This window comes from Pseudomonas resinovorans NBRC 106553 (assembly GCF_000412695.1).
Lineage (GTDB): Bacteria > Pseudomonadota > Gammaproteobacteria > Pseudomonadales > Pseudomonadaceae > Metapseudomonas > Metapseudomonas resinovorans_A.
The window spans coordinates 659,115-682,740 of the sequence record NC_021499.1 but is presented as its reverse complement, the minus strand read 5'-3'; the positions used below and the strand labels follow the sequence as shown (position 1 = coordinate 682,740).

Annotated in this window: 34 protein-coding genes; 1 reads left to right on the top strand and 33 read right to left on the bottom strand. The window is 59.3% G+C overall.

Annotated elements, in window-relative coordinates; translation table 11 throughout:
• The first annotated feature begins 20 nt into the window (after positions 1-20).
• On the top strand, positions 21-2,855 hold the full coding sequence (uvrA, locus tag PCA10_RS03115; protein WP_016490553.1) for an excinuclease ABC subunit UvrA: 2,835 nt from the start codon (positions 21-23) through the stop codon (positions 2,853-2,855).
• Between the two features lie 70 nt (positions 2,856-2,925).
• Here uvrA and katG read toward each other — a convergent pair whose 3' ends face one another.
• The 33 genes from katG to rpsL form a co-directional block, all read right to left on the bottom strand.
• Positions 2,926-5,076: a catalase/peroxidase HPI gene (gene katG, locus PCA10_RS03110; RefSeq protein ID WP_016490552.1), complete on the bottom strand. Its 2,151-nt coding sequence runs from the start codon at positions 5,074-5,076 to the stop codon at positions 2,926-2,928.
• A gap of 311 nt (positions 5,077-5,387) precedes the next feature.
• Positions 5,388-5,777, bottom strand: a complete 390-nt coding sequence (gene rplQ, locus PCA10_RS03105) for a 50S ribosomal protein L17 (RefSeq protein ID WP_016490551.1) — start codon at positions 5,775-5,777, stop codon at positions 5,388-5,390.
• Positions 5,778-5,821: 44 nt separating this feature from the next.
• Positions 5,822-6,823, bottom strand: coding sequence for a DNA-directed RNA polymerase subunit alpha (locus PCA10_RS03100; RefSeq protein WP_016490550.1), 1,002 nt, complete (start codon positions 6,821-6,823; stop codon positions 5,822-5,824).
• Positions 6,824-6,845: 22 nt separating this feature from the next.
• Positions 6,846-7,466, bottom strand: coding sequence for a 30S ribosomal protein S4 (rpsD, locus tag PCA10_RS03095; RefSeq protein ID WP_016490549.1), 621 nt, complete (start codon positions 7,464-7,466; stop codon positions 6,846-6,848).
• A gap of 16 nt (positions 7,467-7,482) precedes the next feature.
• A complete protein-coding gene (gene rpsK, locus PCA10_RS03090) occupies positions 7,483-7,872 on the bottom strand; it encodes a 30S ribosomal protein S11 (RefSeq protein ID WP_003093689.1) in 390 nt (129 codons plus the stop codon).
• Positions 7,873-7,902: 30 nt separating this feature from the next.
• Complete coding sequence (rpsM, locus tag PCA10_RS03085) at positions 7,903-8,259, bottom strand: 30S ribosomal protein S13 (protein WP_016490548.1); 357 nt, start codon at positions 8,257-8,259, stop codon at positions 7,903-7,905.
• Between the two features lie 132 nt (positions 8,260-8,391).
• Positions 8,392-8,508 carry a 50S ribosomal protein L36 gene (gene rpmJ, locus PCA10_RS03080; RefSeq protein WP_014854209.1) on the bottom strand — a complete coding sequence of 39 codons (117 nt, stop codon included), beginning with the start codon at positions 8,506-8,508 and terminating at the stop codon, positions 8,392-8,394.
• Positions 8,509-8,537: 29 nt separating this feature from the next.
• Positions 8,538-9,866, bottom strand: a complete 1,329-nt coding sequence (gene secY / locus PCA10_RS03075) for a preprotein translocase subunit SecY (protein WP_016490547.1) — start codon at positions 9,864-9,866, stop codon at positions 8,538-8,540.
• Positions 9,867-10,301: a 50S ribosomal protein L15 gene (gene rplO, locus PCA10_RS03070; protein WP_016490546.1), complete on the bottom strand. Its 435-nt coding sequence runs from the start codon at positions 10,299-10,301 to the stop codon at positions 9,867-9,869.
• Between the two features lie 3 nt (positions 10,302-10,304).
• Positions 10,305-10,481, bottom strand: coding sequence for a 50S ribosomal protein L30 (rpmD, locus tag PCA10_RS03065; protein ID WP_016490545.1), 177 nt, complete (start codon positions 10,479-10,481; stop codon positions 10,305-10,307).
• A gap of 2 nt (positions 10,482-10,483) precedes the next feature.
• Positions 10,484-10,984: a 30S ribosomal protein S5 gene (rpsE, locus tag PCA10_RS03060; protein WP_003448746.1), complete on the bottom strand. Its 501-nt coding sequence runs from the start codon at positions 10,982-10,984 to the stop codon at positions 10,484-10,486.
• A 3-nt stretch (positions 10,985-10,987) separates the two neighbouring features.
• Positions 10,988-11,338 (bottom strand): 50S ribosomal protein L18, encoded by a 351-nt coding sequence (rplR, locus tag PCA10_RS03055; protein WP_003448744.1) that lies wholly within the window; start codon positions 11,336-11,338, stop codon positions 10,988-10,990.
• Positions 11,339-11,348: 10 nt separating this feature from the next.
• Positions 11,349-11,882, bottom strand: coding sequence for a 50S ribosomal protein L6 (gene rplF / locus PCA10_RS03050; RefSeq protein ID WP_016490544.1), 534 nt, complete (start codon positions 11,880-11,882; stop codon positions 11,349-11,351).
• 12 nt (positions 11,883-11,894) lie between these two features.
• Positions 11,895-12,287 (bottom strand): 30S ribosomal protein S8, encoded by a 393-nt coding sequence (gene rpsH / locus PCA10_RS03045; RefSeq protein WP_016490543.1) that lies wholly within the window; start codon positions 12,285-12,287, stop codon positions 11,895-11,897.
• Between the two features lie 193 nt (positions 12,288-12,480).
• On the bottom strand, positions 12,481-12,786 hold the full coding sequence (rpsN, locus tag PCA10_RS03040; RefSeq protein WP_016490542.1) for a 30S ribosomal protein S14: 306 nt from the start codon (positions 12,784-12,786) through the stop codon (positions 12,481-12,483).
• A gap of 13 nt (positions 12,787-12,799) precedes the next feature.
• Positions 12,800-13,339: a 50S ribosomal protein L5 gene (gene rplE / locus PCA10_RS03035; protein WP_016490541.1), complete on the bottom strand. Its 540-nt coding sequence runs from the start codon at positions 13,337-13,339 to the stop codon at positions 12,800-12,802.
• Between the two features lie 20 nt (positions 13,340-13,359).
• Positions 13,360-13,674, bottom strand: a complete 315-nt coding sequence (gene rplX / locus PCA10_RS03030; RefSeq protein WP_016490540.1) for a 50S ribosomal protein L24 — start codon at positions 13,672-13,674, stop codon at positions 13,360-13,362.
• Between the two features lie 12 nt (positions 13,675-13,686).
• Positions 13,687-14,055, bottom strand: coding sequence for a 50S ribosomal protein L14 (gene rplN, locus PCA10_RS03025; protein WP_016490539.1), 369 nt, complete (start codon positions 14,053-14,055; stop codon positions 13,687-13,689).
• A gap of 22 nt (positions 14,056-14,077) precedes the next feature.
• Complete coding sequence (rpsQ, locus tag PCA10_RS03020) at positions 14,078-14,344, bottom strand: 30S ribosomal protein S17 (RefSeq protein WP_003448733.1); 267 nt, start codon at positions 14,342-14,344, stop codon at positions 14,078-14,080.
• Positions 14,345-14,346: 2 nt separating this feature from the next.
• The gene (gene rpmC, locus PCA10_RS03015; RefSeq protein ID WP_016490538.1) at positions 14,347-14,538 is read right to left on the bottom strand and encodes a 50S ribosomal protein L29; all 192 of its coding nucleotides are present in this window, start codon (positions 14,536-14,538) and stop codon (positions 14,347-14,349) included.
• Positions 14,538-14,951, bottom strand: coding sequence for a 50S ribosomal protein L16 (rplP, locus tag PCA10_RS03010; RefSeq protein ID WP_016490537.1), 414 nt, complete (start codon positions 14,949-14,951; stop codon positions 14,538-14,540). Before rplP ends, rpmC begins: the two co-directional genes overlap by 1 nt.
• A gap of 12 nt (positions 14,952-14,963) precedes the next feature.
• Entirely contained in the window at positions 14,964-15,650 is a 687-nt protein-coding gene (rpsC, locus tag PCA10_RS03005; RefSeq protein ID WP_016490536.1) for a 30S ribosomal protein S3, read from the bottom strand.
• A 13-nt stretch (positions 15,651-15,663) separates the two neighbouring features.
• Entirely contained in the window at positions 15,664-15,996 is a 333-nt protein-coding gene (gene rplV, locus PCA10_RS03000) for a 50S ribosomal protein L22 (RefSeq protein WP_007161246.1), read from the bottom strand.
• 13 nt (positions 15,997-16,009) lie between these two features.
• The gene (gene rpsS / locus PCA10_RS02995) at positions 16,010-16,285 is read right to left on the bottom strand and encodes a 30S ribosomal protein S19 (RefSeq protein WP_016490535.1); all 276 of its coding nucleotides are present in this window, start codon (positions 16,283-16,285) and stop codon (positions 16,010-16,012) included.
• Positions 16,286-16,299: 14 nt separating this feature from the next.
• Positions 16,300-17,121 carry a 50S ribosomal protein L2 gene (gene rplB / locus PCA10_RS02990; RefSeq protein ID WP_016490534.1) on the bottom strand — a complete coding sequence of 274 codons (822 nt, stop codon included), beginning with the start codon at positions 17,119-17,121 and terminating at the stop codon, positions 16,300-16,302.
• 11 nt (positions 17,122-17,132) lie between these two features.
• Positions 17,133-17,432, bottom strand: a complete 300-nt coding sequence (rplW, locus tag PCA10_RS02985) for a 50S ribosomal protein L23 (protein WP_016490533.1) — start codon at positions 17,430-17,432, stop codon at positions 17,133-17,135.
• On the bottom strand, positions 17,429-18,031 hold the full coding sequence (gene rplD / locus PCA10_RS02980; protein WP_016490532.1) for a 50S ribosomal protein L4: 603 nt from the start codon (positions 18,029-18,031) through the stop codon (positions 17,429-17,431). Before rplD ends, rplW begins: the two co-directional genes overlap by 4 nt.
• 13 nt (positions 18,032-18,044) lie before the next feature.
• The gene (gene rplC / locus PCA10_RS02975) at positions 18,045-18,680 is read right to left on the bottom strand and encodes a 50S ribosomal protein L3 (protein ID WP_016490531.1); all 636 of its coding nucleotides are present in this window, start codon (positions 18,678-18,680) and stop codon (positions 18,045-18,047) included.
• Between the two features lie 85 nt (positions 18,681-18,765).
• On the bottom strand, positions 18,766-19,077 hold the full coding sequence (gene rpsJ, locus PCA10_RS02970; protein WP_003463313.1) for a 30S ribosomal protein S10: 312 nt from the start codon (positions 19,075-19,077) through the stop codon (positions 18,766-18,768).
• A 158-nt stretch (positions 19,078-19,235) separates the two neighbouring features.
• On the bottom strand, positions 19,236-20,429 hold the full coding sequence (gene tuf, locus PCA10_RS02965) for an elongation factor Tu (protein WP_016490530.1): 1,194 nt from the start codon (positions 20,427-20,429) through the stop codon (positions 19,236-19,238).
• 30 nt (positions 20,430-20,459) lie between these two features.
• The gene (gene fusA / locus PCA10_RS02960; RefSeq protein ID WP_016490529.1) at positions 20,460-22,589 is read right to left on the bottom strand and encodes an elongation factor G; all 2,130 of its coding nucleotides are present in this window, start codon (positions 22,587-22,589) and stop codon (positions 20,460-20,462) included.
• Between the two features lie 18 nt (positions 22,590-22,607).
• Complete coding sequence (rpsG, locus tag PCA10_RS02955; protein WP_016490528.1) at positions 22,608-23,078, bottom strand: 30S ribosomal protein S7; 471 nt, start codon at positions 23,076-23,078, stop codon at positions 22,608-22,610.
• Between the two features lie 109 nt (positions 23,079-23,187).
• Positions 23,188-23,559: a 30S ribosomal protein S12 gene (rpsL, locus tag PCA10_RS02950; RefSeq protein ID WP_003448708.1), complete on the bottom strand. Its 372-nt coding sequence runs from the start codon at positions 23,557-23,559 to the stop codon at positions 23,188-23,190.
• Positions 23,560-23,626: the final 67 nt, after the last annotated feature.

Genomic DNA, 23,626 nt, shown 5'->3' with positions numbered 1-23,626 from the left:
GCCCGCCAATCGAGGCCGATGTGGACAAGATCCTGATCCGTGGGGCGCGTACCCACAACCTGAAGAACGTCGACCTCACCCTGCCCCGCGACAAGCTGATCGTCATCACCGGCCTGTCGGGGTCCGGCAAGTCTTCGCTGGCCTTCGACACCCTCTACGCCGAAGGCCAACGCCGCTACGTGGAGTCGCTCTCGGCTTACGCCAGGCAGTTCCTGTCGATGATGGAAAAGCCCGATGTAGACACCATCGAGGGCTTGTCGCCGGCCATTTCCATCGAGCAGAAGTCCACCTCCCACAACCCGCGTTCCACCGTCGGCACCATCACCGAGATCTACGACTACCTTCGCCTGCTCTACGCCCGCGTCGGCACGCCGCGCTGCCCGGATCACGATGTGCCGCTGGAAGCCCAGACCGTCAGCCAGATGGTCGACCAGGTGCTGGCCATGCCCGAAGGCCGCAAGCTGATGCTGCTGGCCCCGGTGATCCGCGAGCGCAAGGGCGAGCACCTGGCGGTGTTCGAGGAACTGCGCGCCCAGGGCTTCGTCCGGGCACGGGTGGACGGCAAGCTCTACGAACTGGATGAACTGCCCAAGCTGGACAAGCAGAAGAAGCACTCCATCGACGTCGTCGTCGACCGCTTCAAGGTCCGCGAAGACCTGCAGCAGCGCCTGGCGGAATCCTTCGAGACGGCCATCAACCTGGCGGACGGCATCGCCCTGGTGGCGCCCATGGATGACGAGCCGGGCGAGGAGATCATCTTCTCCGCGCGCTTCGCCTGCCCCCATTGCGGCCACTCCATCAGCGAGCTGGAACCCAAGCTGTTCTCCTTCAACAATCCGGCCGGCGCCTGCCCCACCTGCGACGGCCTCGGGGTGAAGCAGTTCTTCGACGCCAAGCGCCTGGTCCACGGCGAACTGACCCTGGCCGAAGGCGCCATCCGCGGCTGGGACCGGCGCAACGTCTATTACTTCCAGATGCTCGGTTCCCTGGCCGCGCACTACGGTTTCAGCCTGGAAAAGCCCTTCGACGAACTCTCCGCCGAGGACCAGAAGGCCGTGCTGTTCGGCAGCGGCCGCGAGGATGTGGACTTCCGCTACCTCAATGACCGTGGCGACATCGTCAAGCGCTCCCATCCCTTCGAGGGGATCATCCCCAACCTGGAGCGGCGCTACCGCGAGACCGAGTCGGCCACCGTGCGCGAAGAGCTGGCCAAGTTCCTCAGCACCCAGCCCTGCCCCGACTGCCGTGGCACCCGCCTGCGCCGCGAGGCGCGCCATGTCTGGGTGGGCGACAAGACCCTGCCGGCGGTCACCGGCCTGCCCGTGGGCGATGCGGCGGACTATTTCGGCGTCCTGACCCTCACCGGTCGGCGCGGCGAGATCGCCGAGAAGATCCTCAAGGAAATCCGCGAGCGCCTGCAGTTCCTGGTCAACGTCGGCCTCGACTACCTGACCCTGGACCGCAGCGCCGACACCCTGTCCGGCGGCGAGGCCCAGCGTATTCGCCTGGCCAGCCAGATCGGCGCCGGCCTGGTGGGGGTGATGTACATCCTCGACGAGCCCTCCATCGGCCTGCACCAACGGGACAACGAACGCCTGCTGGCCACCCTCACCCACCTGCGCAACCTGGGCAACACGGTGATAGTGGTGGAGCACGACGAGGACGCCATTCGCCTGGCCGACTACGTGGTGGACATCGGCCCGGGCGCCGGCGTGCATGGCGGCCAGATCGTCGCCGAGGGCACCCCGGAGGAGGTGATGGCGCACCCCGACTCGCTCACCGGCAAGTACCTGTCCGGCCGGGTGAAGATCGAGGTACCCGCCCAGCGCACCCCGCGCGACAAGAAGAAGTCCCTCAAGCTCAAGGGCGCCAGCGGCAACAACCTGCAGCAGGTGAACCTGGAGATCCCGGTGGGCCTGCTGACCTGCGTGACCGGCGTCTCCGGCTCGGGCAAGTCGACCCTGATCAACAACACCCTGTTCCCCATCACCGCCACCGCACTGAACGGCGCCACCTCCCTGGAGGCCTCGGCCCACGAGAGCTTCGACGGCCTGCAGCACCTGGACAAGGTGGTGGACATCGACCAGAGCCCGATCGGTCGGACCCCGCGTTCCAACCCGGCGACCTACACCGGGCTGTTCACGCCGATCCGCGAGCTGTTCGCCGGCGTGCCGGAGTCCCGCTCGCGCGGCTACGGGCCTGGACGCTTCTCCTTCAACGTGAAGGGGGGGCGCTGCGAGGCCTGCCAGGGCGACGGCGTGATCAAGGTGGAGATGCACTTCCTGCCGGATATCTACGTCCCCTGCGACGTCTGCAAGGGCAAGCGCTACAACCGCGAGACCCTGGATATCCGCTACAAGGGCAAGAACATCCACGAAGTGCTGGAGATGACCATCGAAGAAGCCCGCGGCTTCTTCGACGCGGTGCCGGCCATTGCCCGCAAGCTGCAGACCTTGATGGACGTGGGCCTGTCCTATATCCGCCTGGGCCAGTCGGCCACCACCCTTTCGGGGGGCGAGGCGCAGCGGGTGAAACTGTCCCGCGAGCTGTCCAAGCGCGACACCGGCAAGACCCTGTACATCCTCGACGAGCCCACCACCGGCCTGCACTTCGCGGATATCCAGCAACTGCTGGACGTGCTCCACCGGTTGCGCGACCACGGCAACACAGTGGTCGTGATCGAGCACAACCTGGATGTGATCAAGACCGCCGACTGGCTGGTGGACCTGGGCCCGGAAGGCGGTTCCAAGGGCGGCCAGATCATCGCCACCGGCACGCCGGAAGAAGTGGCCGCCATGCCGCAATCCCACACCGGGCACTTCCTCAAGCCGCTGCTGGAACGAGACAGAGCCTGACAAAAAAGCCCCGCAAATGCGGGGCTTTTTCTTGTTGCCCGCGCCTGCCTCACGGCAGGCGCGGTCCCTCTCAAGCGATGTCGAAGCGGTCCAGATTCATCACCTTGGTCCAGGCCGCAACGAAGTCGTTGACGAACTTCTGCTTGGCGTCGGCGCTGGCATAGACCTCGGCATAAGAGCGCAGTACCGAGTTGGAGCCGAGAACCAGATCGTTACGGGTGCCGGTGTACTTCACTTCGCCCGTCTTGCGATCCCGGGCTTCGAACACCTCGCCATCGGCATCCACAGGCTTCCATTCGGTCGCCATGCTCAGCAGGTTGACGAAGAAGTCGTTGGTGAGCACCCCGGCCTTGTCGGTCAACACGCCATGGCGGCTATCGTCGTAGTTGGCGCCCAGGGCACGAAGCCCGCCCACCAGCACCACCAACTCCGGTGCGGTAAGGGTCAGGAGTTGCGCCTTGTCCACCAACATCGCCTCGGTAGGAACGCCGAGCTTGCCCTTGCTGTAGTTGCGGAAGCCGTCCGCGACCGGCTCGAGCACATCGAAGGTCTCGACATCGGTCTGGTCCTGACGGGCATCCACCCGGCCCGGAGCGAAGGGCACATCGACGCTCACACCGGCAGCCTTGGCGGCCAGTTCGATGCCCACGTTGCCGGCCAGCACGATCACATCGGCCAGGGACGCCTTGCCGGAGGCTTTCTGGATCTCCACCAGCTTGGGCAGCGCCTTGATCGCACGCTGGTTGACGGGCCAGTCCTTCTGCGGCGCGAGAGCCAGGCGGGCACCGTTGGCACCGCCACGCTTGTCGCCACCACGGAAGGTGGAAGCCGAAGCCCAGGCCACGGAAACCAGGTCACCCACCGAAAGACCGGAGGCCGCGATCTTCGCCTTGATATCGGCGATATCGCCGGGAGTGGGATTGTGGCTGGGAGCCGGCAGCGGGTCTTGCCAGATAAGGTCTTCCTTCGGTACTTCCGGGCCCAGGTAACGCGCCTTGGGCCCCATGTCGCGGTGGGTCAGCTTGTACCAGGCACGCGCAAAGGCATCGGCAAAGGACTGCGGATCGTTCAGGAAACGCTCGGAAATCTTGCCGAACTCGGGATCGAAACGCAGGGTCAGGTCGGTGGTGAGCATGGTGGGTTTGTGGAACTTGCCCTGGATGTGCGCGTCGGGAATGATCTCCGGCGCATCCTTGGCTTCCCACTGCTTGGCACCGGCTGGCGAGGTGGTCAGCTCCCACTCGAACTTGAACAGGTTCTCGAAGAAGTTGTTGCTCCACAGGGCCGGGGTCTTGGTCCAGGTCACTTCGAGGCCGCTGGAGACCGTGTCCTTGCCGTGGCCGCTGCCGAAATCGCTAATCCAGCCCAGGCCCTGGGCTTCGATCGGCGCGCCCTCGGGCTCCGGACCCTTGTGGGATTCGGGTGCGGCACCGTGGGTCTTGCCGAAGGTGTGGCCACCAGCGATCAAGGCCACGGTTTCTTCGTCATCCATGGCCATGCGGCCGAAGGTGGCGCGGATATCCTTGGCCGCCAGCATGAAGTCGCCGCTGGCATTGGGCCCTTCGGGGTTCACGTAGATCAGGCCCATGTGGGTGGCACCGAAGGGAGCGGTCAGCTCGCGGTCGCCGGTGACTCGCTCGGGGTCGACACCGAGCCAGGCGATTTCGGCACCCCAGTTCACGTCCATGTCCGGTTCCCATACGTCTTCACGACCGGCTCCAAAGCCGAAGGTACGGAAGCCCATGGATTCCAGAGCCACGTTGCCGGCCAGTACGAGCAGGTCGGCCCAGGAGATTTGCTGGCCGTACTTCTGCTTGATCGGCCACAGCAGGCGACGGGTCTTGTCGATGTTGACGTTGTCCGGCCAGGAGTTCAGCGGCGCGAAACGCTGTTGGCCACGACCGCCACCCCCACGACCATCAGTGGTACGGTAGGTGCCGGTGGCATGCCAGGCCATGCGGATCATTTGCGGGCCGTAGTGGCCGAAGTCGGCCGGCCACCAATCCTGGGAGTCGGTCATCAGCTTGACCAGGTCGGCCTTCAGGGCCTTGTAGTCGAGCTTGCTGAATTCCTTGGCATAGTTGAACTTCTCGCCGAGCGGATTAGACCTGTCCGAATGCTGGTTGAGCAGGTCAACACGCAGCTGGTTGGGCCACCAATCACGGTTGGTGGTGCCGCCGCCGGCGACGTGGTTGAACGGACACTTGCCTTGATTCGACATTGTTCTCTCCTTCTCCTCATCGAGTCGGCCCACTACCGGCGGCCAACGATTGGATAAGACTAGACCGCGTTCCAAAGAAGGGCCAATTTATGAAAATCAATCAATCGATAGTTTTTATCTCTTAGCAAAGGCGCGGCAATCGACTGCTGGAAACGCCGTTTCAGAGCGGTTCAAGGGTTGGAGAGGGCTCTGGGAAGGCGGTAGCGAGAACGGCCGCCCCCATTAAGAAAGGTAATGAGGGCAAGGCGATGAGAAGCATCCGAGCATAAAAAAACCGGGCGCTAGGCCCGGCTTTTCATGCAACGACCGACTTACTCGGCAGCAGCTTCGACTTCACCAGCGACCGGACGGTCAACCAGCTCGACGTAAGCCATGGGAGCGTTGTCGCCAGCGCGGAAACCGCACTTCAGGATGCGCAGGTAGCCGCCCTGACGGTTGGCGTAGCGCTTGCCCAGATCGTTGAACAGTTTGCCAACGATGGCTTTCGAACGAGTGCGGTCGAAGGCCAGACGACGGTTGGCTACGCTGTCTTCCTTGGCCAGGGTGATCAGCGGCTCGGCAACGCGACGCAGTTCCTTGGCTTTGGGCAGGGTGGTTTTGATCAGTTCGTGCTCGAACAGCGACACTGCCATGTTCTGGAACATGGCCTTGCGGTGTGCGCTGGTGCGGCTCAGGTGACGGCCACTTTTACGATGACGCATGGTTCAATTCCTTACCAAACTTGTACGTTCGGTGATTACGACGATCAGGCAGTCGCCTTGTCGTCCTTCTTGAGACTTGCCGGCGGCCAGTTGTCGAGGCGCATGCCGAGAGACAAACCACGGGAGGCCAGGACGTCCTTGATCTCGGTCAGGGACTTCTTGCCCAGGTTCGGAGTCTTCAACAGCTCTACTTCGGTGCGCTGGATCAGATCACCGATGTAGTAGATGTTCTCCGCCTTCAGGCAGTTGGCCGAGCGTACGGTCAGCTCGAGGTCATCAACAGGACGCAGCAGGATCGGGTCGATCTCATCTTCCTGCTCGACCACTACCGGCTCGCTGTCGCCCTTCAGGTCGACGAACGCAGCCAGTTGGTGTTGCAGGATGGTAGCGGCACGACGGATGGCCTCTTCAGGGTCCAGGGTACCGTTGGTTTCCAGATCGATGACCAGCTTGTCCAGGTTGGTGCGCTGCTCAACACGGGCGTTTTCGACCACGTAGGCAACACGACGAACGGGGCTGAACGAGGCGTCGAGCTGCAGACGACCAATGCTGCGGCTCTCGTCTTCGTCGCTCTGGCGCGCGTCGGCGGGCTCGTAGCCACGACCGCGGGACACCTTGAGCTTCATGTTCAGGACGCCGTTGTCCGCCATGTTGGCGATAACGTGGTCGCCGTTGACGATTTCGACATCATGATCCAGCTGAATATCGGCAGCAGTGACCACGCCCGGGCCTTTCTTCGAAAGGCTCAGCGTTACTTCGTCACGGCCATGCAGCTTGACAGCCAGGCCTTTGAGGTTCAGGAGGATCTCGATGACATCTTCCTGAACACCCTCGATGGCGCTGTACTCATGGAGTACGCCGTCGATTTCGGCCTCGACTACTGCACAGCCAGGCATGGAGGACAACAGGATGCGACGCAGCGCGTTGCCCAGGGTATGGCCGAAACCACGCTCGAGAGGCTCGAGCGTAATCTTGGCGCGGGTCGGACTGACCACCTGCACATCAATGTGGCGGGGGGTCAGGAACTCATTTACCGAACTCTGCATGGATGCACCTATTTTCTAGCCCTTACTTGGAGTAGAGCTCGACAATCAGGTTTTCGTTGATGTCGGCGGACAGATCGCTGCGAGCCGGCACGCTCTTGAACACGCCGGACTTCTTCTCTGCGTCTACCTCGACCCACTCAACGCGGCCACGCTGGGCGCACAGTTCGAGGGCCTGGGAGATACGCAGTTGGTTCTTCGACTTCTCGCGAATGGCAACCACATCACCAGCTTTAACCTGGTAGGACGGGACGTTCACGGTCTGACCGTTCACGCTGATGGCCTTGTGGGAAACCAGCTGACGGGACTCGGAACGAGTAGCGCCGAAGCCCATGCGGTATACGACGTTGTCCAGGCGGCACTCGAGGAGTTGCAGCAGGTTTTCGCCGGTAGCGCCTTTACGGCCAGCAGCTTCTTTGTAGTAGTTACCGAACTGGCGCTCCAGGACGCCGTAGATACGGCGCACTTTCTGCTTTTCACGCAGCTGGGTGCCGTAATCGGACAGACGGCCGCGGCGGGCGCCGTGCTGGCCAGGAGCCGATTCGATGTTGCACTTGGATTCGAGCGCGCGAGCACCACTCTTCAGGAAGAGGTCGGTACCTTCACGACGGGACAGTTTGCATTTGGGACCAATGTAACGAGCCATTTCTCACTGTCTCCTTTTACACGCGACGCTTCTTCGGCGGACGGCACCCGTTATGCGGGATAGGCGTCACGTCGGTGATGCTGGCGATCTTGTAGCCGCAGGCGTTCAGTGCACGCACAGCGGATTCGCGACCCGGACCCGGGCCCTTGACGTTTACGTCGAGGTTCTTCAGGCCGTATTCCAGAGCAGCCTGACCGGCACGCTCGGCTGCAACCTGGGCAGCGAACGGGGTGCTCTTACGGGAACCGCGGAAACCGGAACCACCGGAGGTAGCCCAGGACAGGGCGTTACCTTGACGATCAGTGATGGTCACGATGGTGTTGTTGAAAGAAGCGTGGATGTGGGCGATCCCATCCACCACTGTCTTTTTGACTTTCTTACGAGGACGAGCAGCAGGCTTAGCCATGACTTAATTCCTGTCGATTCGCGGGCGCAATTACTTGCGGATCGGCTTACGCGGGCCCTTACGGGTACGCGCGTTGGTCTTGGTACGCTGACCATGAACCGGCAGGCCACGACGGTGACGCAGGCCGCGGTAGCAACCCAGGTCCATCAGACGCTTGATGTTCATGTTGATTTCGCGACGCAGGTCACCTTCAGTGGTGATTTTTGCAACTTCGCCACGCAGCTGTTCGATCTGCTCGTCAGAGAGATCCTTGATCTTTGCCGCCGGGTTAACGCCGGTGGCAGCGCAGATGGTCTGCGCAGTGGTGCGACCAACACCGTAGATGTAGGTCAGCGAGATAACAGTGTGCTTGTTATCTGGAATGTTGACGCCTGCAATACGGGCCATTCAGTGAAACTCCAGTTGACAGCTACCTACGCCCCGGAAGCCAAGAAAAGGGCGCGAGATATTAGCGCTGTAGAAACAAATAATCAACCCGGCAGCGCACTAGCTGCCGGGCTCATAACGCGTGAATCACACTCAGCCTTGGCGCTGCTTGTGACGCGGTTCCGCGCTGCAGATCACACGAACGACGCCTTCGCGACGAACGATCTTGCAGTTGCGGCACAGCTTTTTCACCGATGCACGAACTTTCATCAGTAACTCCTAGAACCTTACGGAACTGGTCAGCGGAGCATGCCGCTGCCGTAGCCCTTCAGGTTGGCTTTCTTCATCAGGGATTCGTACTGGTGCGAAACGAGGTGGGATTGTACTTGGGCCATAAAGTCCATCACAACCACTACCACGATCAGCAACGAGGTCCCGCCAAGGTAGAACGGTACATTCGCTGCAACCACCAGGAACTGGGGCAGCAGGCAAACAGCCGTCATGTACAGAGCACCGAACATGGTCAAGCGGGTCAGTACGCCATCGATATAGCGTGCAGACTGCTCACCCGGACGGATGCCCGGAATAAAGGCACCGGACTTCTTCAGGTTCTCCGCCACGTCTTTCGGGTTGAACATCAGCGCTGTGTAGAAGAAGCAGAAGAAAACGATCCCTGCACTAAACAGCAGAATGTTCAACGGTTGACCAGGGGCGATAGCCTGCGACAGGTCTTGCAGCCAGCCCATGCTTTCGGACTGACCAAACCAGGCTCCCAGCGAGGCCGGGAACAGCAGGATGCTGCTGGCGAAGATAGCCGGGATAACGCCGGCCATGTTCACTTTCAACGGCAGGTGGCTGGTCTGCGCAGCGAAGACCTTGCGGCCCTGCTGACGCTTGGCGTAGTGCACCGCAATGCGACGCTGGCCACGCTCAATGAACACCACGAAACCGATGATCGCCACTGCCAACAGGCCGATGGCAACCAGAGCGAAGATGTTGATATCGCCCTGACGTGCAGACTCGAAAGACTGCCCGATAGCCCTCGGCAGACCGGCCACGATGCCAGCAAAAATCAGCATCGAGATACCGTTGCCGACACCGCGCTCAGTGATCTGCTCACCCAACCACATCATGAACATTGCACCAGCCACGAAGGTGGTGACAGCCACGAAGTAGAAGCCGAAATCAGACGAGAAAGCGACGCCCTGGCTAGCCAGGCCAACGGACATGCCGATGGCTTGAACCAGTGCCAGGACTACAGTGCCGTAGCGGGTGTACTGGCTGATCTTGCGACGGCCAGCTTCACCTTCCTTCTTCAACTGCTCCAGCTGCGGGCTGATCGCGGTCATGAGCTGCATGATGATCGACGCCGAGATGTACGGCATGATCCCCAATGCGAAAATGCTCATGCGCTCCAGCGCGCCGCCGGAAAACATGTTGAACAGGCTAAGAATGGTCCCCTCGTTCTGCCGGAACAGCTCGGCCAGCCGGTCAGGGTTGATACCGGGCACTGGGATGTGCGCGCCGATCCGGTAGACGATGATCGCCAGGAACAGGAAACGCAGTCGAGCCCAGAGCTCGGACAACCCGCCATTGCTGAGCGCGGAGAGAGCACCTTGCTTAGCCATTTAGTCCTCGAACTTACCGCCAGCTGCTTCGATAGCCGCACGCGCACCTTTGGTGGCGGCGATACCTTTCAGGGTGACCGCGCGAGTAACGTCGCCGGACAGCATGATTTTCACACGCTGTACGTTCTGGTTAATCACGTTGGCATCCTTCAGCGCCTGCAGGGTTACGACATCGCCTTCAACCTTGGCCAGCTCGGAAGTACGCACTTCGGCGCGATCCATGGCTTTCAGAGAGACGAAGCCGAACTTCGGCAGACGACGGTGCAGCGGCTGCTGACCGCCTTCAAAGCCCGGAGCAATGGTGCCACCGGAGCGGGAGGTTTGACCTTTGTGACCACGGCCACCAGTCTTACCCAAACCGCTACCGATGCCACGGCCCGGACGGTGCTTTTCGCGACGGGCACCCGGCGCGGAACGCAGATCGTTCAGTTTCATGGATTAACCCTCGACACGCAGAAGGTAGTAAGCCTTGTTGATCATGCCGCGGTTTTCAGGAGTGTCCTGAACTTCGACGGTGTGACCAATGCGACGCAGGCCGAGACCCTTGACGCAAGCCTTATGGTTAGCCAGACGGCCGTTAACGCTCTTGATCAGCGTTACTTTGACAGTTGCCATGATTAGAGAATCTCCTCGACGCTCTTACCACGCTTGGCCGCTACCGACTCAGGGGACTGCATGTTCTTCAGGCCCTTGAAGGTGGCGTAAACCACGTTCACCGGATTGGTGGAACCGTAGCACTTGGCCAGAACGTTCTGCACACCAGCCACTTCCAGAACGGCGCGCATGGCGCCGCCGGCGATGATACCGGTACCTTCGGAAGCCGGCTGCATGAACACCTTGGAGGCGCCGTGAGCGGACTTGATCGGGTACTGCAGAGTGGTGCCATCCAGGTCAACCTGGATCATGTTGCGGCGAGCAGCTTCCATCGCCTTCTGGATGGCAGCCGGCACTTCGCGGGACTTGCCGCGGCCGAAGCCAACACGACCTTTACCGTCGCCAACTACAGTCAGCGCGGTGAAGGTGAAGATGCGACCACCTTTTACGGTTTTGGCAACGCGGTTAACCTGAACCAGCTTCTCGATGTAGCCTTCGTCGCGCTTTTGCTCGTTATTTGCCATAACTTAGAACTCCAGCCCGCCTTCACGAGCAGCATCAGCCAGCGCCTTGACGCGGCCGTGGTACTTGAAGCCAGAACGATCGAACGCCACCTGAGTGACGCCAGCGGCTTTCGCACGCTCGGCGACCAGCTGACCAACCTTCTTGGCCGCGTCGACGTTGCCGGTGGCACTGTCACGCAGTTCTTTGTCCAGGGTCGAGGCGCTTGCCAGGACCTTGGCGCCGTCGGCCGAAATGACCTGGGCGTAGATGTGCTGGGAAGAGCGGTACACGCAGAGGCGTACGGCTTCCAGCTCGCGCATTTTCAGGCGTGCCTTGCGAGCGCGACGCAGACGAGTTTCTTTCTTTACGCTCATTTGCTATGCCCTACTTCTTCTTAGCTTCTTTACGACGGACGACTTCGTCGGCGTAACGTACACCCTTGCCTTTGTAAGGCTCTGGCGGACGGAAGTCGCGGATCTCAGCGGCCACTTGACCAACCAGCTGCTTGTCGATGCCCTTGATCAGGATATCGGTCTGGCTGGGGGTTTCAGCGGTGATGCCTTGCGGCAGTTCGTATTCCACCGGATGCGAGAAGCCGAGGGCCAGGGACAGCACTTGACCTTTGGCCTGAGCCTTGTAACCAACGCCGACCAGCTGGAGCTTGCGCTCGAAGCCTTGGCTGACGCCGATCACCATGTTGTTAACCAACGCACGGGTGGTACCGGCCATGGCCTTGTTCTGCTGGTCACCATTGCGAGCAGCGAAACGCAGCTCACCGGATTCCTCCAGGACTTCCACGGACGAATGCACTTTCAGTTCCAGAGCGCCCTTGGCACCCTTCACCGAGAGCTGCTGACCGGCGATCTTGACTTCGACGCCAGCGGGCAGCTTGACGGGGTTCTTAGCAACGCGAGACATGCTTCAACCCCCTTAGAACACAGTGCAAAGCACTTCGCCACCAACACCAGCAGCGCGAGCGGCACGATCAGTCATAACACCTTTGTTGGTGGAGACAATCGAAACGCCCAGGCCGCCACGTACTTTCGGCAGCTGATCGACGGACTTGTACTGGCGCAGGCCAGGACGGCTAACGCGCTTCAGCTCTTCGATTACCGGACGGCCTTCGAAGTACTTCAGCTCGATAGACAGCAGAGGCTTGATGTCGCTGCTGACTTGGTATCCCGTGATGTAACCTTCGTTCTTCAGAACGCTGGCTACTGCCACCTTCAGCTTGGAGGACGGCATGCTTACGACAGACTTTTCAGCCATCTGGGCATTACGGATACGAGTTAGCATGTCCGCTAACGGGTCCTGCATACTCATGGGCTAGTTGCTCCTGATACAAAAAGAAATAGCCTTGCGGCTAGAGTCACACACGCAGGCACTGGACGGACTAATGCCAGGCCCGGGCGAGCCGGACATTCTAGAGATACTCCAGAAACGAATCAAGCCCCAAAAGGGGCTTGATTCAGATGACCCGGGCTTGGCCGACCGAAGCCGACCTAGCCGGAGATCATTACCAGCTGGCTTTCACCAGGCCGGGTACATCACCGCGCATGGCAGCTTCACGCAGCTTGTTACGGCCGAGGCCGAACTTGCGGTAAACGCCGTGCGGACGACCGGTGATGCGGCAGCGGTTACGCAGGCGCGAGGCGCTGGCGTCACGGGGCTGCTTCTGCAGGGCTACCTGGGCTTCCCAACGAGCTTCCGGAGTGGAGTTCGGGTTGGCGATGGTAGCTTTGAGCTCAGCGCGCTTCTTAGCGAACTTAGCAACCGTTTGCTGACGCTTCAGCTCACGGTTTTTCATGCTCATTTTGGCCATGTTCCTACTCCAATCAGTTGCGGAACGGGAAGTTGAAGGCGCGCAGCAGGGCACGACCTTCTTCATCCGTACGGGCGGTGGTGGTCAGGGTGATGTCCAGACCGCGCAGCGCATCGATTTTGTCGTAATCGATTTCCGGGAAGATGATCTGCTCTTTCACGCCCATGCTGTAGTTGCCACGACCGTCGAAGGACTTGGCATTCAGGCCGCGGAAGTCACGCACGCGCGGCAGGGAGATCGACAGGAGACGATCCAGGAACTCATACATACGATCACGGCGCAGGGTTACCTTGATGCCGATCGGCCAGCCCTCGCGAACCTTGAAGCCTGCAATGGATTTGCGGGCGTAAGTCACGATGGCTTTCTGGCCAGTGATCTTCTCAAGATCGGCTACAGCGTGCTCGATGACTTTCTTGTCACCGATGGCTTCGCCCAGACCCATGTTCAGGGTGATCTTGGTGATGCGCGGAACTTCCATCACGTTGGCAAGCTGAAGTTCATCCTTCAGCTTGGGAGCGATTTCGTTCCGGTAAATCTGTTTCAGTCGTGCCATGGTTATCTACCTAGCAATTCTCAAGCATCAACCGGCTTTTGGGTCGACTTGAAGACACGAATTTTCTTACCTTCTTCTACCTTGAAACCAACGCGATCAGCCTTGTTGGTTTCGGCATTGAAGATGGCAACGTTGGAGAGGTGCATAGGCGCCTCCCGCTCGACGATACCGCCCTGGACACCGGCCATGGGGTTCGGCTTGGTGTGGCGCTTGATCAGGTTTACACCGCTGATCAGCACACGGCTGTCGGCGAGAACCTTCAGCACCTTGCCACGCTTGCCCTTGTCCTTGCCGGCGATGACGATGATCTCGTCGTCACGACGAATCTTTTGCATGACGGCTTCTCCTTACAGCACTTCGGGGGCGAGCGAGACGATCTTCATGAACTTCTCGGAACGCAGTTCACGGGTCACGGGCCCGAAGATACGGGTGCCGATCGGCTCCTGCTTGTTGTTCAGCAGGACGGCGGCGTTGCCGTCGAAGCGGATGATCGAGCCGTCAGGGCGACGAACGCCATGCTTGGTACGGACCACAACAGCGGTCATTACCTGGCCTTTCTTCACCTTGCCACGCGGAATCGCTTCTTTCACGGTCACTTTGATGATGTCACCGATACCAGCGTAACGACGGTGCGAACCACCAAGGACCTTGATGCACATAACGCGACGAGCACCGCTGTTGTCAGCGACCTCGAGCATGGATTGAGTCTGAATCATATCTTTCTCCGACCCTTAGTCCTTAGACTTCCACGGCACGTTCAACGACTTCCACCAGGGACCAGGACTTGGTCTTTGCCAGCGGACGGGTCTCACGGATGGTGACCTTGTCGCCGATGCGGCACTGGTTGGTTTCGTCGTGAGCGTGCAGCTTGGTCGAGCGCTTCACGTATTTACCGTAGATCGGGTGCTTTACGCGACGCTCGATCAGAACGGTGATGGTCTTGTCCATCTTGTCGCTGACGACGCGGCCGGTCAGCGTGCGGACGGTTTTCTGAGCTTCAGCCATGATTACTTACCTGCTTGCTGGTTGAGCACAGTTTTCACGCGAGCGATGTCGCGCTTCACTTGCGAGAGCAGGTGAGACTGCCCCAACTGGCCAGTTGCCTTCTGCATACGCAGATTGAACTGGTCGCGCAGCAGGCCGAGCAGTTGCTCGTTCAGCTGCTGTACGGATTTTTCACGAAGTTCATTCGCTTTCATCACATCACCGTCCGCTTAACAAAGGAGGTGGCGAGCGGCAGCTTTGCAGCAGCCAGGGCGAATGCCTCACGCGCCAGCTCTTCGGAAACACCCTCGATCTCGTACAGGACCTTGCCCGGTTGAATCTGGGCTACCCAGTACTCGACGCCGCCCTTACCTTTACCCATACGTACTTCCAGGGGCTTTTTGGTAACGGGCTTGTCAGGGAACACACGGATCCAGATCTTGCCGCCACGCTTTACGTGACGGGTGAGAGCACGACGTGCGGCCTCGATCTGACGAGCAGTGAGACGACCACGGCCAGTAGCCTTCAGCGCGAACTCGCCGAAGCTGACCTTGCTACCGCGCTGAGCCAGACCACGGTTGTGGCCGGTCATCTGCTTGCGGAACTTCGTACGCTTTGGTTGCAGCATTTGGCGTACCCCTTACTTAGCAGCTTTTTTACGAGGAGCGGGCGCTTGCGGTTTCAGCTCTTCCTGGCGGCCACCAATGACCTCGCCTTTGAAGATCCAAACCTTCACACCGATCACACCGTAGGTGGTGTGCGCTTCGTAGGTTGCGTAGTCGATGTCGGCGCGCAGGGTGTGCAGGGGCACACGACCTTCGCGATACCATTCGGTACGGGCGATTTCAGCGCCACCAAGACGACCGCTTACCTGGATCTTGATGCCTTTGGCACCAATGCGCATGGCGTTTTGTACAGCGCGCTTCATGGCGCGGCGGAACATTACGCGACGCTCCAGCTGCTGAGCTACGCTCTGCGCAACCAGCATACCGTCGAGCTCCGGCTTGCGGATCTCTTCGATGTTGATGTGCACAGGCACACCCATTTGCTTGGTCAGGTCCTGGCGCAGCTTCTCAACATCTTCACCTTTCTTGCCGATCACGATGCCGGGACGAGCGGTGTGGATGGTGATGCGTGCGGTTTGAGCCGGGCGATGAATATCGATACGGCTTACGGACGCGCTTTTTAGTTTGTCTTGGAGGTACTCACGCACCTTCAGGTCGGCAAACAGATAGTCGGCATAAGTGCGCTTATCTGCATACCAAACGGAGGTGTGCTCCTTGACGATACCCAGGCGAATGCCAGTGGGATGTACTTTCTGACCCATCTGATCGACTCCGTTACTTGTCCGCAACCTTGACAGTGATATGGCAAGACCGCTTGACGATGCGATCAGCACGGCCTTTGGCGCGCGGCATGATTCGCTTCAGCGAACGCCCTTCGTTGACGAAGACGGTGGAGACCTTCAGGTCATCCACATCAGCGCCTTCGTTGTGCTCGGCGTTGGCTACGGCCGACTCCAGCACTTTCTTCATGATTTCAGCGGCTTTCTTGCTGCTGAAAGTCAACAGGTTGAGCGCTTCGCCCACCTTCTTCCCGCGGATCTGGTCGGCGACCAAGCGGGCTTTCTGGGCGGAGATTCGAGCGCCCGACAGCTTAGCGGCTACTTCCATCGTTCCTTACCCCTTAACGCTTGGCTTTCTTGTCCGCTGCATGACCGCGATAGGTGCGGGTAGCGGCGAACTCGCCCAGTTTGTGGCCGACCATGTCTTCGTTCACGAGGACCGGGACGTGTTGACGACCGTTATGAACCGCGATGGTCAGGCCGACCATTTGCGGAAGTACGATGGAGCGGCGCGACCAGGTTTTCACCGGCTTGCGATCGTTCTTTTCCACCGCCACTTCGATCTTCTTCAGTAGGTGAAGATCGATAAAAGGACCTTTTTTCAGAGAACGCGGCACTGTCGTATCCTCAGTTATTTACGGCGACGGACGATCATGTTGTCGGTGCGCTTGTTCGCGCGGGTCTTCGCACCCTTGGTCGGGAAGCCCCACGGAGACACCGGATGACGGCCACCAGAGGTACGACCTTCACCACCACCATGCGGGTGGTCTACCGGGTTCATCGCCACGCCGCGAACGGTCGGGCGAACACCACGCCAGCGCTTGGCACCAGCTTTACCCAGCGAACGCAGGCTGTGCTCGGAGTTCGAGACTTCGCCCAGGGTCGCACGGCACTCAGCCAGTACTTTACGCATTTCGCCGGAGCGCAGACGCAGGGTCACGTAGGCGCCTTCACGAGCAACGAGCTGAACGGAAGCACCAGCGGAACGGGCGATTTGCGCGCCTTTGCCGGGCTTGAGTTCGATGCCGTGAACGGTGCTACCAACCGGAATGTTGCGCAGCGGCAGGGTGTTGCCGGCCTTGATCGGCGCGTTGACACCGGAGATCAGCTGGTCACCAGCGCTCACGCCTTTCGGCGCGATGATGTAGCGACGTTCGCCGTCGGCATACTTCAGCAGAGCGATGTGAGCAGTACGGTTCGGGTCGTATTCGATGCGCTCAACGGTGGCAGGAATGCCATCCTTGTTGCGACGGAAGTCGACCAGACGGTAGTGCTGCTTGTGACCACCGCCGATGTGGCGGGTGGTGATGCGGCCATTGTTGTTACGACCACCGGATTTCGATTTTTTCTCGACCAGCGGAGCGTAAGGAGCGCCTTTGTGCAGCTCCTGGTTGACCACCTTGACCACGAAACGGCGGCCAGCGGAGGTCGGTTTGCATTTAACGATTGCCATGATGCACCCCTTTACTCAGCGCTGCTGGCGAAATCGAGATCTTGGCCCGGCTGGAGAGCGATGTACGCTTTTTTCCAGTCGTTACGCTTGCCCAGACCGCGAACGGTACGCTTGGTCTTACCCTTGACATTCAGGGTAGTGACGCGAGCGACTTTCACGCTGAACAGGCTTTCTACGGCCTTCTTGATTTCCAGCTTGGTTGCATCAGTGGCAACCTTGAAAACGAATTGGCTCTTGCCGTCTGCCAGCATCGTGGCTTTCTCGGAGATGTGCGGGCCAACCAGCACCTTGAATACGCGTTCCTGGTTCATGCCAGCAGCTCCTCGAATTTCTTCACGGCGGACACGGTGATCAACACCTTGTCGTAGGCGATGAGGCTTACCGGGTCGGAACCCTGCACATCGCGAACATCTACGTGCGGCAGGTTGCGAGCAGCCAGGTACAGGTTTTGATCAACGGCTTCGGAAACGATCAGCACGTCGGTCAGACCCAGACCATCCAGCTTGCCCAGCAGGGCCTTGGTTTTCGGGGCATCAACAGCGAAGTCTTCAACCACGATCAGACGGTCCTGACGAACCAGCTCGGCGAGGATGGAACGCATGGCAGCGCGATACATCTTCTTGTTGAGCTTCTGGGAGTGATCCTGAGGCTTGGCTGCGAAAGTGGTACCACCGGAGCGCCAGATGGGGCTGCGGATGGTGCCAGCACGAGCACGACCAGTGCCCTTCTGACGCCACGGTTTCTTGCCGCCACCGGAAACTTCGGAACGGGTCTTCTGCGCGCGAGTGCCTTGACGGCCACCGGCCATGTAGGCGACGACAGCCTGGTGAACCAGGGTCTCGTTGAACTCACCGCCAAAGGTACGCTCGGAGACTTCGATAGCCTGAGCGCCATTTACATTCAGTTGCATCTCAGCTTCCCCCTTAACCGCGAGCCTTGGCTGCCGGACGCACAACCACATCACCGCCGGTAGCGCCAGGAACGGCACCTTTTACCAGCAGCAGATTGCGTTCTGCATCGACACGCACAACTTCCAGGGACTGCACGGTCACGCGCTCAGCGCCCAGATGACCGGACATTTTCTTGCCCTTGAAGACACGACCAGGAGTCTGGCACTGGCCAATAGAACCCGGGGCGCGGTGAGAAACGGAGTTACCGTGGGTGTTGTCCTGACCACGGAAGTTCCAGCGCTTGATGGTACCGGCGTAGCCTTTACCCTTGGACTGACCGGTAACGTCTACCAGTTGACCAGCTTGGAACAGCTCTGCAGTCAGTTGATCGCCAGCCTGGAACTCGCCGTCTTCAAGACGGAATTCCCAGACGCCGCGACCAGCAGCCACGTTTGCCTTGGCGAAGTGACCGGCTTGCGCCTTGGTCACGCGAGAGGCACGGCGCTCACCAACAGTTACCTGTACGGCGCGATAGCCATCGCTGTCTTCGTTTTTGAATTGGGTCACACGATTCGGCTCGATCTCAATGACCGTAACCGGAATGGAGACACCTTCTTCGGTGAAAATGCGGGTCATGCCGCATTTACGACCGACTACACCAATAGTCATGTTGTAAACCTCATGAGTGTACGGGGCTTTCACCCGCTATGGCCGCCCATTTCAGAGCGTTACACGACTAAGAACCCGAGGGTTATTAGCCGAGGCTGATCTGCACTTCCACGCCTGCCGCAAGGTCGAGCTTCATCAGCGCATCGACGGTTTTATCCGTCGGCTGGACGATGTCCAGAACACGCTTGTGGGTACGAATTTCGTACTGGTCACGCGCGTCTTTGTTGACGTGCGGGGAGACCAGAACGGTGTACCGCTCTTTGCGAGTAGGCAGAGGAATAGGACCACGCACCTGAGCACCAGTACGTTTCGCGGTTTCCACGATTTCCTGGGTGGATTGATCGATCAGGCGATGGTCAAAAGCCTTCAACCGAATACGGATTTGTTGGTTTTGCATTTTGACCTCAGACTCTATCTCTGCTTTCCCCAACGGACGGACTACGCCCGTTAAAAGGAGGCGTGATTGTACGGATGCGCCAGATAGGTGTCAACTTTTGACCAGCCAAAAGAAAAAGGGCCCCCTGAGGGGCCCTTTCTTTTTACCGCGATCGTCGATTATTCGAAGATCTTGGCAACCACGCCGGCGCCTACGGTACGGCCGCCTTCGCGAATCGCGAAGCGCAGACCGTCTTCCATGGCGATCGGAGCGATCAGGGTGACAACCATCTTGATGTTGTCGCCCGGCATTACCATCTCAACGCCTTCCGGCAGTTCGCAGTTACCGGTCACGTCAGTGGTACGGAAGTAGAACTGCGGACGGTAGCCCTTGAAGAACGGAGTGTGACGACCGCCTTCTTCCTTGGACAGCACGTACACTTCGCACTCGAACTTGGTGTGCGGCTTGATGGTGCCCGGCTTGGCCAGAACCTGACCACGCTCTACGTCGTCACGCTTGGTGCCGCGCAGCAGGACGCCAACGTTCTCACCAGCACGACCTTCGTCGAGCAGCTTGCGGAACATTTCAACGCCGGTGCAGGTGGTCTTGGTGGTCGCGCGAATGCCGACGATCTCGACTTCTTCCTGAACCTTGACGATGCCACGCTCAACACGACCGGTTACCACGGTGCCGCGGCCGGAGATGGAGAACACGTCTTCGATCGGCAGCAGGAACGGCTGGTCGATGGCACGCACCGGCTCCGGAATGTAGGAGTCCAGGGTCTCTACCAGCTTACGAACGGCGGAAACGCCGATTTCGTTGTCGTCCTTGCCTTCCAGGGCCATCAGAGCGGAACCGATGATGATCGGAGTGTCGTCGCCCGGGAAGTCGTAGGTGTTGAGCAGGTCGCGAACTTCCATTTCAACCAGTTCCAGCAGCTCAGCGTCGTCAACCATGTCGGCCTTGTTCAGGAACACGACAATGTAAGGAACGCCTACCTGACGGGACAGCAGGATGTGCTCGCGGGTCTGCGGCATGGGGCCGTCAGCAGCGGAGCAAACCAGGATCGCGCCGTCCATCTGGGCAGCACCGGTGATCATGTTCTTCACGTAGTCAGCGTGACCGGGGCAGTCAACGTGAGCGTAGTGACGAACAGCGGAATCGTACTCAACGTGGGAAGTGTTGATGGTGATACCGCGAGCTTTCTCTTCCGGCGCGTTGTCGATCTGGTCGAACGCACGAGCGGAACCGCCCCAGGTCTCCGAGCAGACTTTGGTCAGAGCAGCGGTCAGAGTGGTTTTGCCATGGTCAACGTGACCGATGGTGCCAACGTTGACGTGCGGTTTGTTACGTTCAAATTTTTCTTTAGCCACGACAGTAAACCTCTTACTTAAAGGGCTGAATCAACCTTGTTTTTTAACCAGTGCTTCGACGACATTCGACGGAGCTTCGGCGTATTTGGAGAATTCCATGGAGTAGCTCGCGCGACCCTGGGACATGGAACGTACGTCGGTCGCATAACCGAACATCTCGCCCAGCGGAACCTCGGCACGAATTACCTTACCGGAAACGCTGTCTTCCATCCCCTGAATCAGACCACGACGACGGTTCAGGTCACCCATCACGTCACCCATGTAGTCCTCAGGAGTCACTACCTCTACCTTCATGATCGGCTCAAGCACTTTACCGCCGCCCTTCTGGGCCAGCTGCTTGGTCGCCATGGAGGCAGCGATCTTGAACGCCATCTCGTTGGAGTCGACGTCGTGGTACGAACCATCGAACACGGAGGCCTTCAGGCCGATGAGCGGATAGCCGGCGACAACGCCGTTCTTCATCTGCTCTTCGATACCTTTCTGGATCGCCGGGATGTATTCCTTCGGAACCACACCACCAACGACTTCGTTGTTGAACACCAGGCCTTCGGTGATGTTGCCTTTCTCGTCCACGTCAGCGGCAGAGAAGCGGATCCAGCAGTGACCGAACTGACCACGACCACCGGACTGACGAACGAATTTGCCTTCGATCTCGACATTGTCCTTGGTGATGGTTTCGCGGTAGGAAACCTGCGGCTTGCCGATGTTGGCCTCAACGCCGAACTCGCGCTTCATGCGGTCGACGAGGATGTCCAGGTGCAGCTCACCCATACCGGAGATGATGGTCTGGCCGGTTTCTTCGTCGGTCTTGACGCGGAACGACGGATCTTCCTGGGCCAGCTTGCCCAGAGCGATACCCATCTTCTCCTGGTCAGCCTTGGTCTTCGGCTCAACAGCTACCGAAATTACCGGCTCCGGGAAGTCCATACGCTCGAGGATGATCGGCTTTTCCTGATCGCACAGGGTGTCACCAGTAGTGACGTCCTTCATGCCGATCAGAGCCGCGATGTCGCCAGCGCGTACTTCTTTGATCTCGTCACGCTGGTTGGCGTGCATCTGCACCATACGACCAACGCGCTCTTTCTTGCCTTTCACGGAGTTAACGACCGATTGGCCAGACTCCAGAACGCCCGAATAAACGCGAACGAAGGTCAGAGTACCAACGAACGGGTCGGTAGCGATCTTGAACGCCAGAGCGGAGAACGGTGCGCTGTCATCTGCAGGACGCTCGTCAACGATTTCGTTGTCGTCAGTGCTGTCCGGGTGAACGCCCTTGATCGCAGGGATCTCGGTCGGAGCCGGCAGGAAGTCGATAACGGCGTCGAGAACCAGGGGTACGCCCTTGTTCTTGAACGAGGAACCGCAGACAGCCGGAACGATTTCGCAGGCGATAGTACGCTGACGCAGGCCGGCCTTGATCTCTTCGATCGTCAGCTCACCCTCTTCCAGGTACTTGTTCATCAGCTCTTCGTTGGCTTCGGCAGCAGCCTCGACCATGTTGTTGCGCCACTCGTTGGCCAGGTCAACCAGCTCCGCGGGAATCTCTTCCTCGCGGTAGGAGGTGCCCTTGTCGTCTTCGTTCCAGTAGACGGCTTTCATCTTCAGCAGGTCGATCTGACCCTGGAAGTCGTCTTCTGCACCGATGGCCAGTTGAACCGGAACCGGGGTGTGACCCAGGCGGTTCTTGATCTGACCGACGACGCGCAGGAAGTTGGCACCAGCGCGGTCCATCTTGTTCACGTAAACGATACGCGGAACGCCGTACTTGTTGGCCTGACGCCATACGGTTTCGGACTGCGGCTCAACGCCGGAGGTACCGCAGAACACAACGACAGCGCCGTCCAGTACGCGCAGGGAGCGCTCAACTTCAATGGTGAAGTCTACGTGGCCGGGGGTGTCGATGACGTTTACGCGGTACTTGTCGTACTGACCACGGGAGCCTTCCCAGAAGGTGGTGATGGCAGCGGAGGTAATGGTGATACCACGCTCCTGCTCCTGCACCATCCAGTCGGTAGTGGCGGCGCCGTCGTGCACCTCACCCATTTTGTGGCTGAGACCTGTGTAGAACAGGATCCGCTCCGTAGTGGTGGTCTTACCGGCGTCTACGTGGGCGCAGATACCGATGTTACGGTAGCGGTTGATAGGGGTTGTACGAGCCACGAAAAAATCCTCGCTAGATTAGAAGCGATAATGCGAGAAGGCCTTGTTGGCCTCTGCCATGCGGTGCACGTCTTCACGCTTCTTGACAGCTGCGCCCTTGCCATCGAAGGCATCGAGCAGCTCGCCAGCCAGGCGCAGGGCCATGGATTTCTCGCCACGCTTGCGCGCGGACTCAACCAGCCAACGCATGGCCAGGGCATTACGACGGGACGGACGAACTTCGACCGGAACCTGGTAAGTGGCACCGCCTACACGGCGGGACTTTACTTCGACCAGCGGAGCGATGGCGTCGAGAGCTTTCTCGAAGATTTCCAGGGGATCGCTGTTCTTGCGTGCTTTGACGGTATCCAGGGCACCGTAAACGATGCGCTCGGCTACAGCCTTCTTGCCGCTTTCCATCACGTGGTTCATGAATTTGGCGAGGATCAGGCTTCCGTATTTCGGATCGTCCAGAATCTCACGCTTTGCTGCTACACGACGTCTTGGCATTGATAAGCCCTCAAACGGTCTTCAGGTTAGCCCGGGACCATAACCATTCGGTTACGCCCGACCTTACTCTTATCGACTCAATGAATAGATAAACTGATTACGCGCCGAATTACTTCGGACGCTTGGTGCCGTACTTGGAACGGCCCTGCTTACGGTCTTTAACGCCGGTGGTATCCAGCGAACCGCGAACGGTGTGGTAACGCACACCCGGAAGGTCTTTTACACGACCGCCACGGATCAGCACTACGCTGTGCTCTTGCAGGTTGTGACCTTCACCACCGATGTACGAAGTCACTTCGTAGCCGTTGGTCAGGCGAACACGGCAAACCTTACGGAGTGCGGAGTTCGGTTTCTTCGGCGTGGTGGTGTAGACGCGGGTGCATACGCCACGACGCTGCGGGCAGTTTTGCAGCGCAGGTACGTCGGATTTCTCGACGATACGGCTGCGCGGCTTACGCACCAGCTGGTTAATAGTTGCCATCTAATTGCTCCACTGTTGTCTTTCGACGCTATTGCCTTACAAAAAAGCAAAATGACAGGGCATAGCG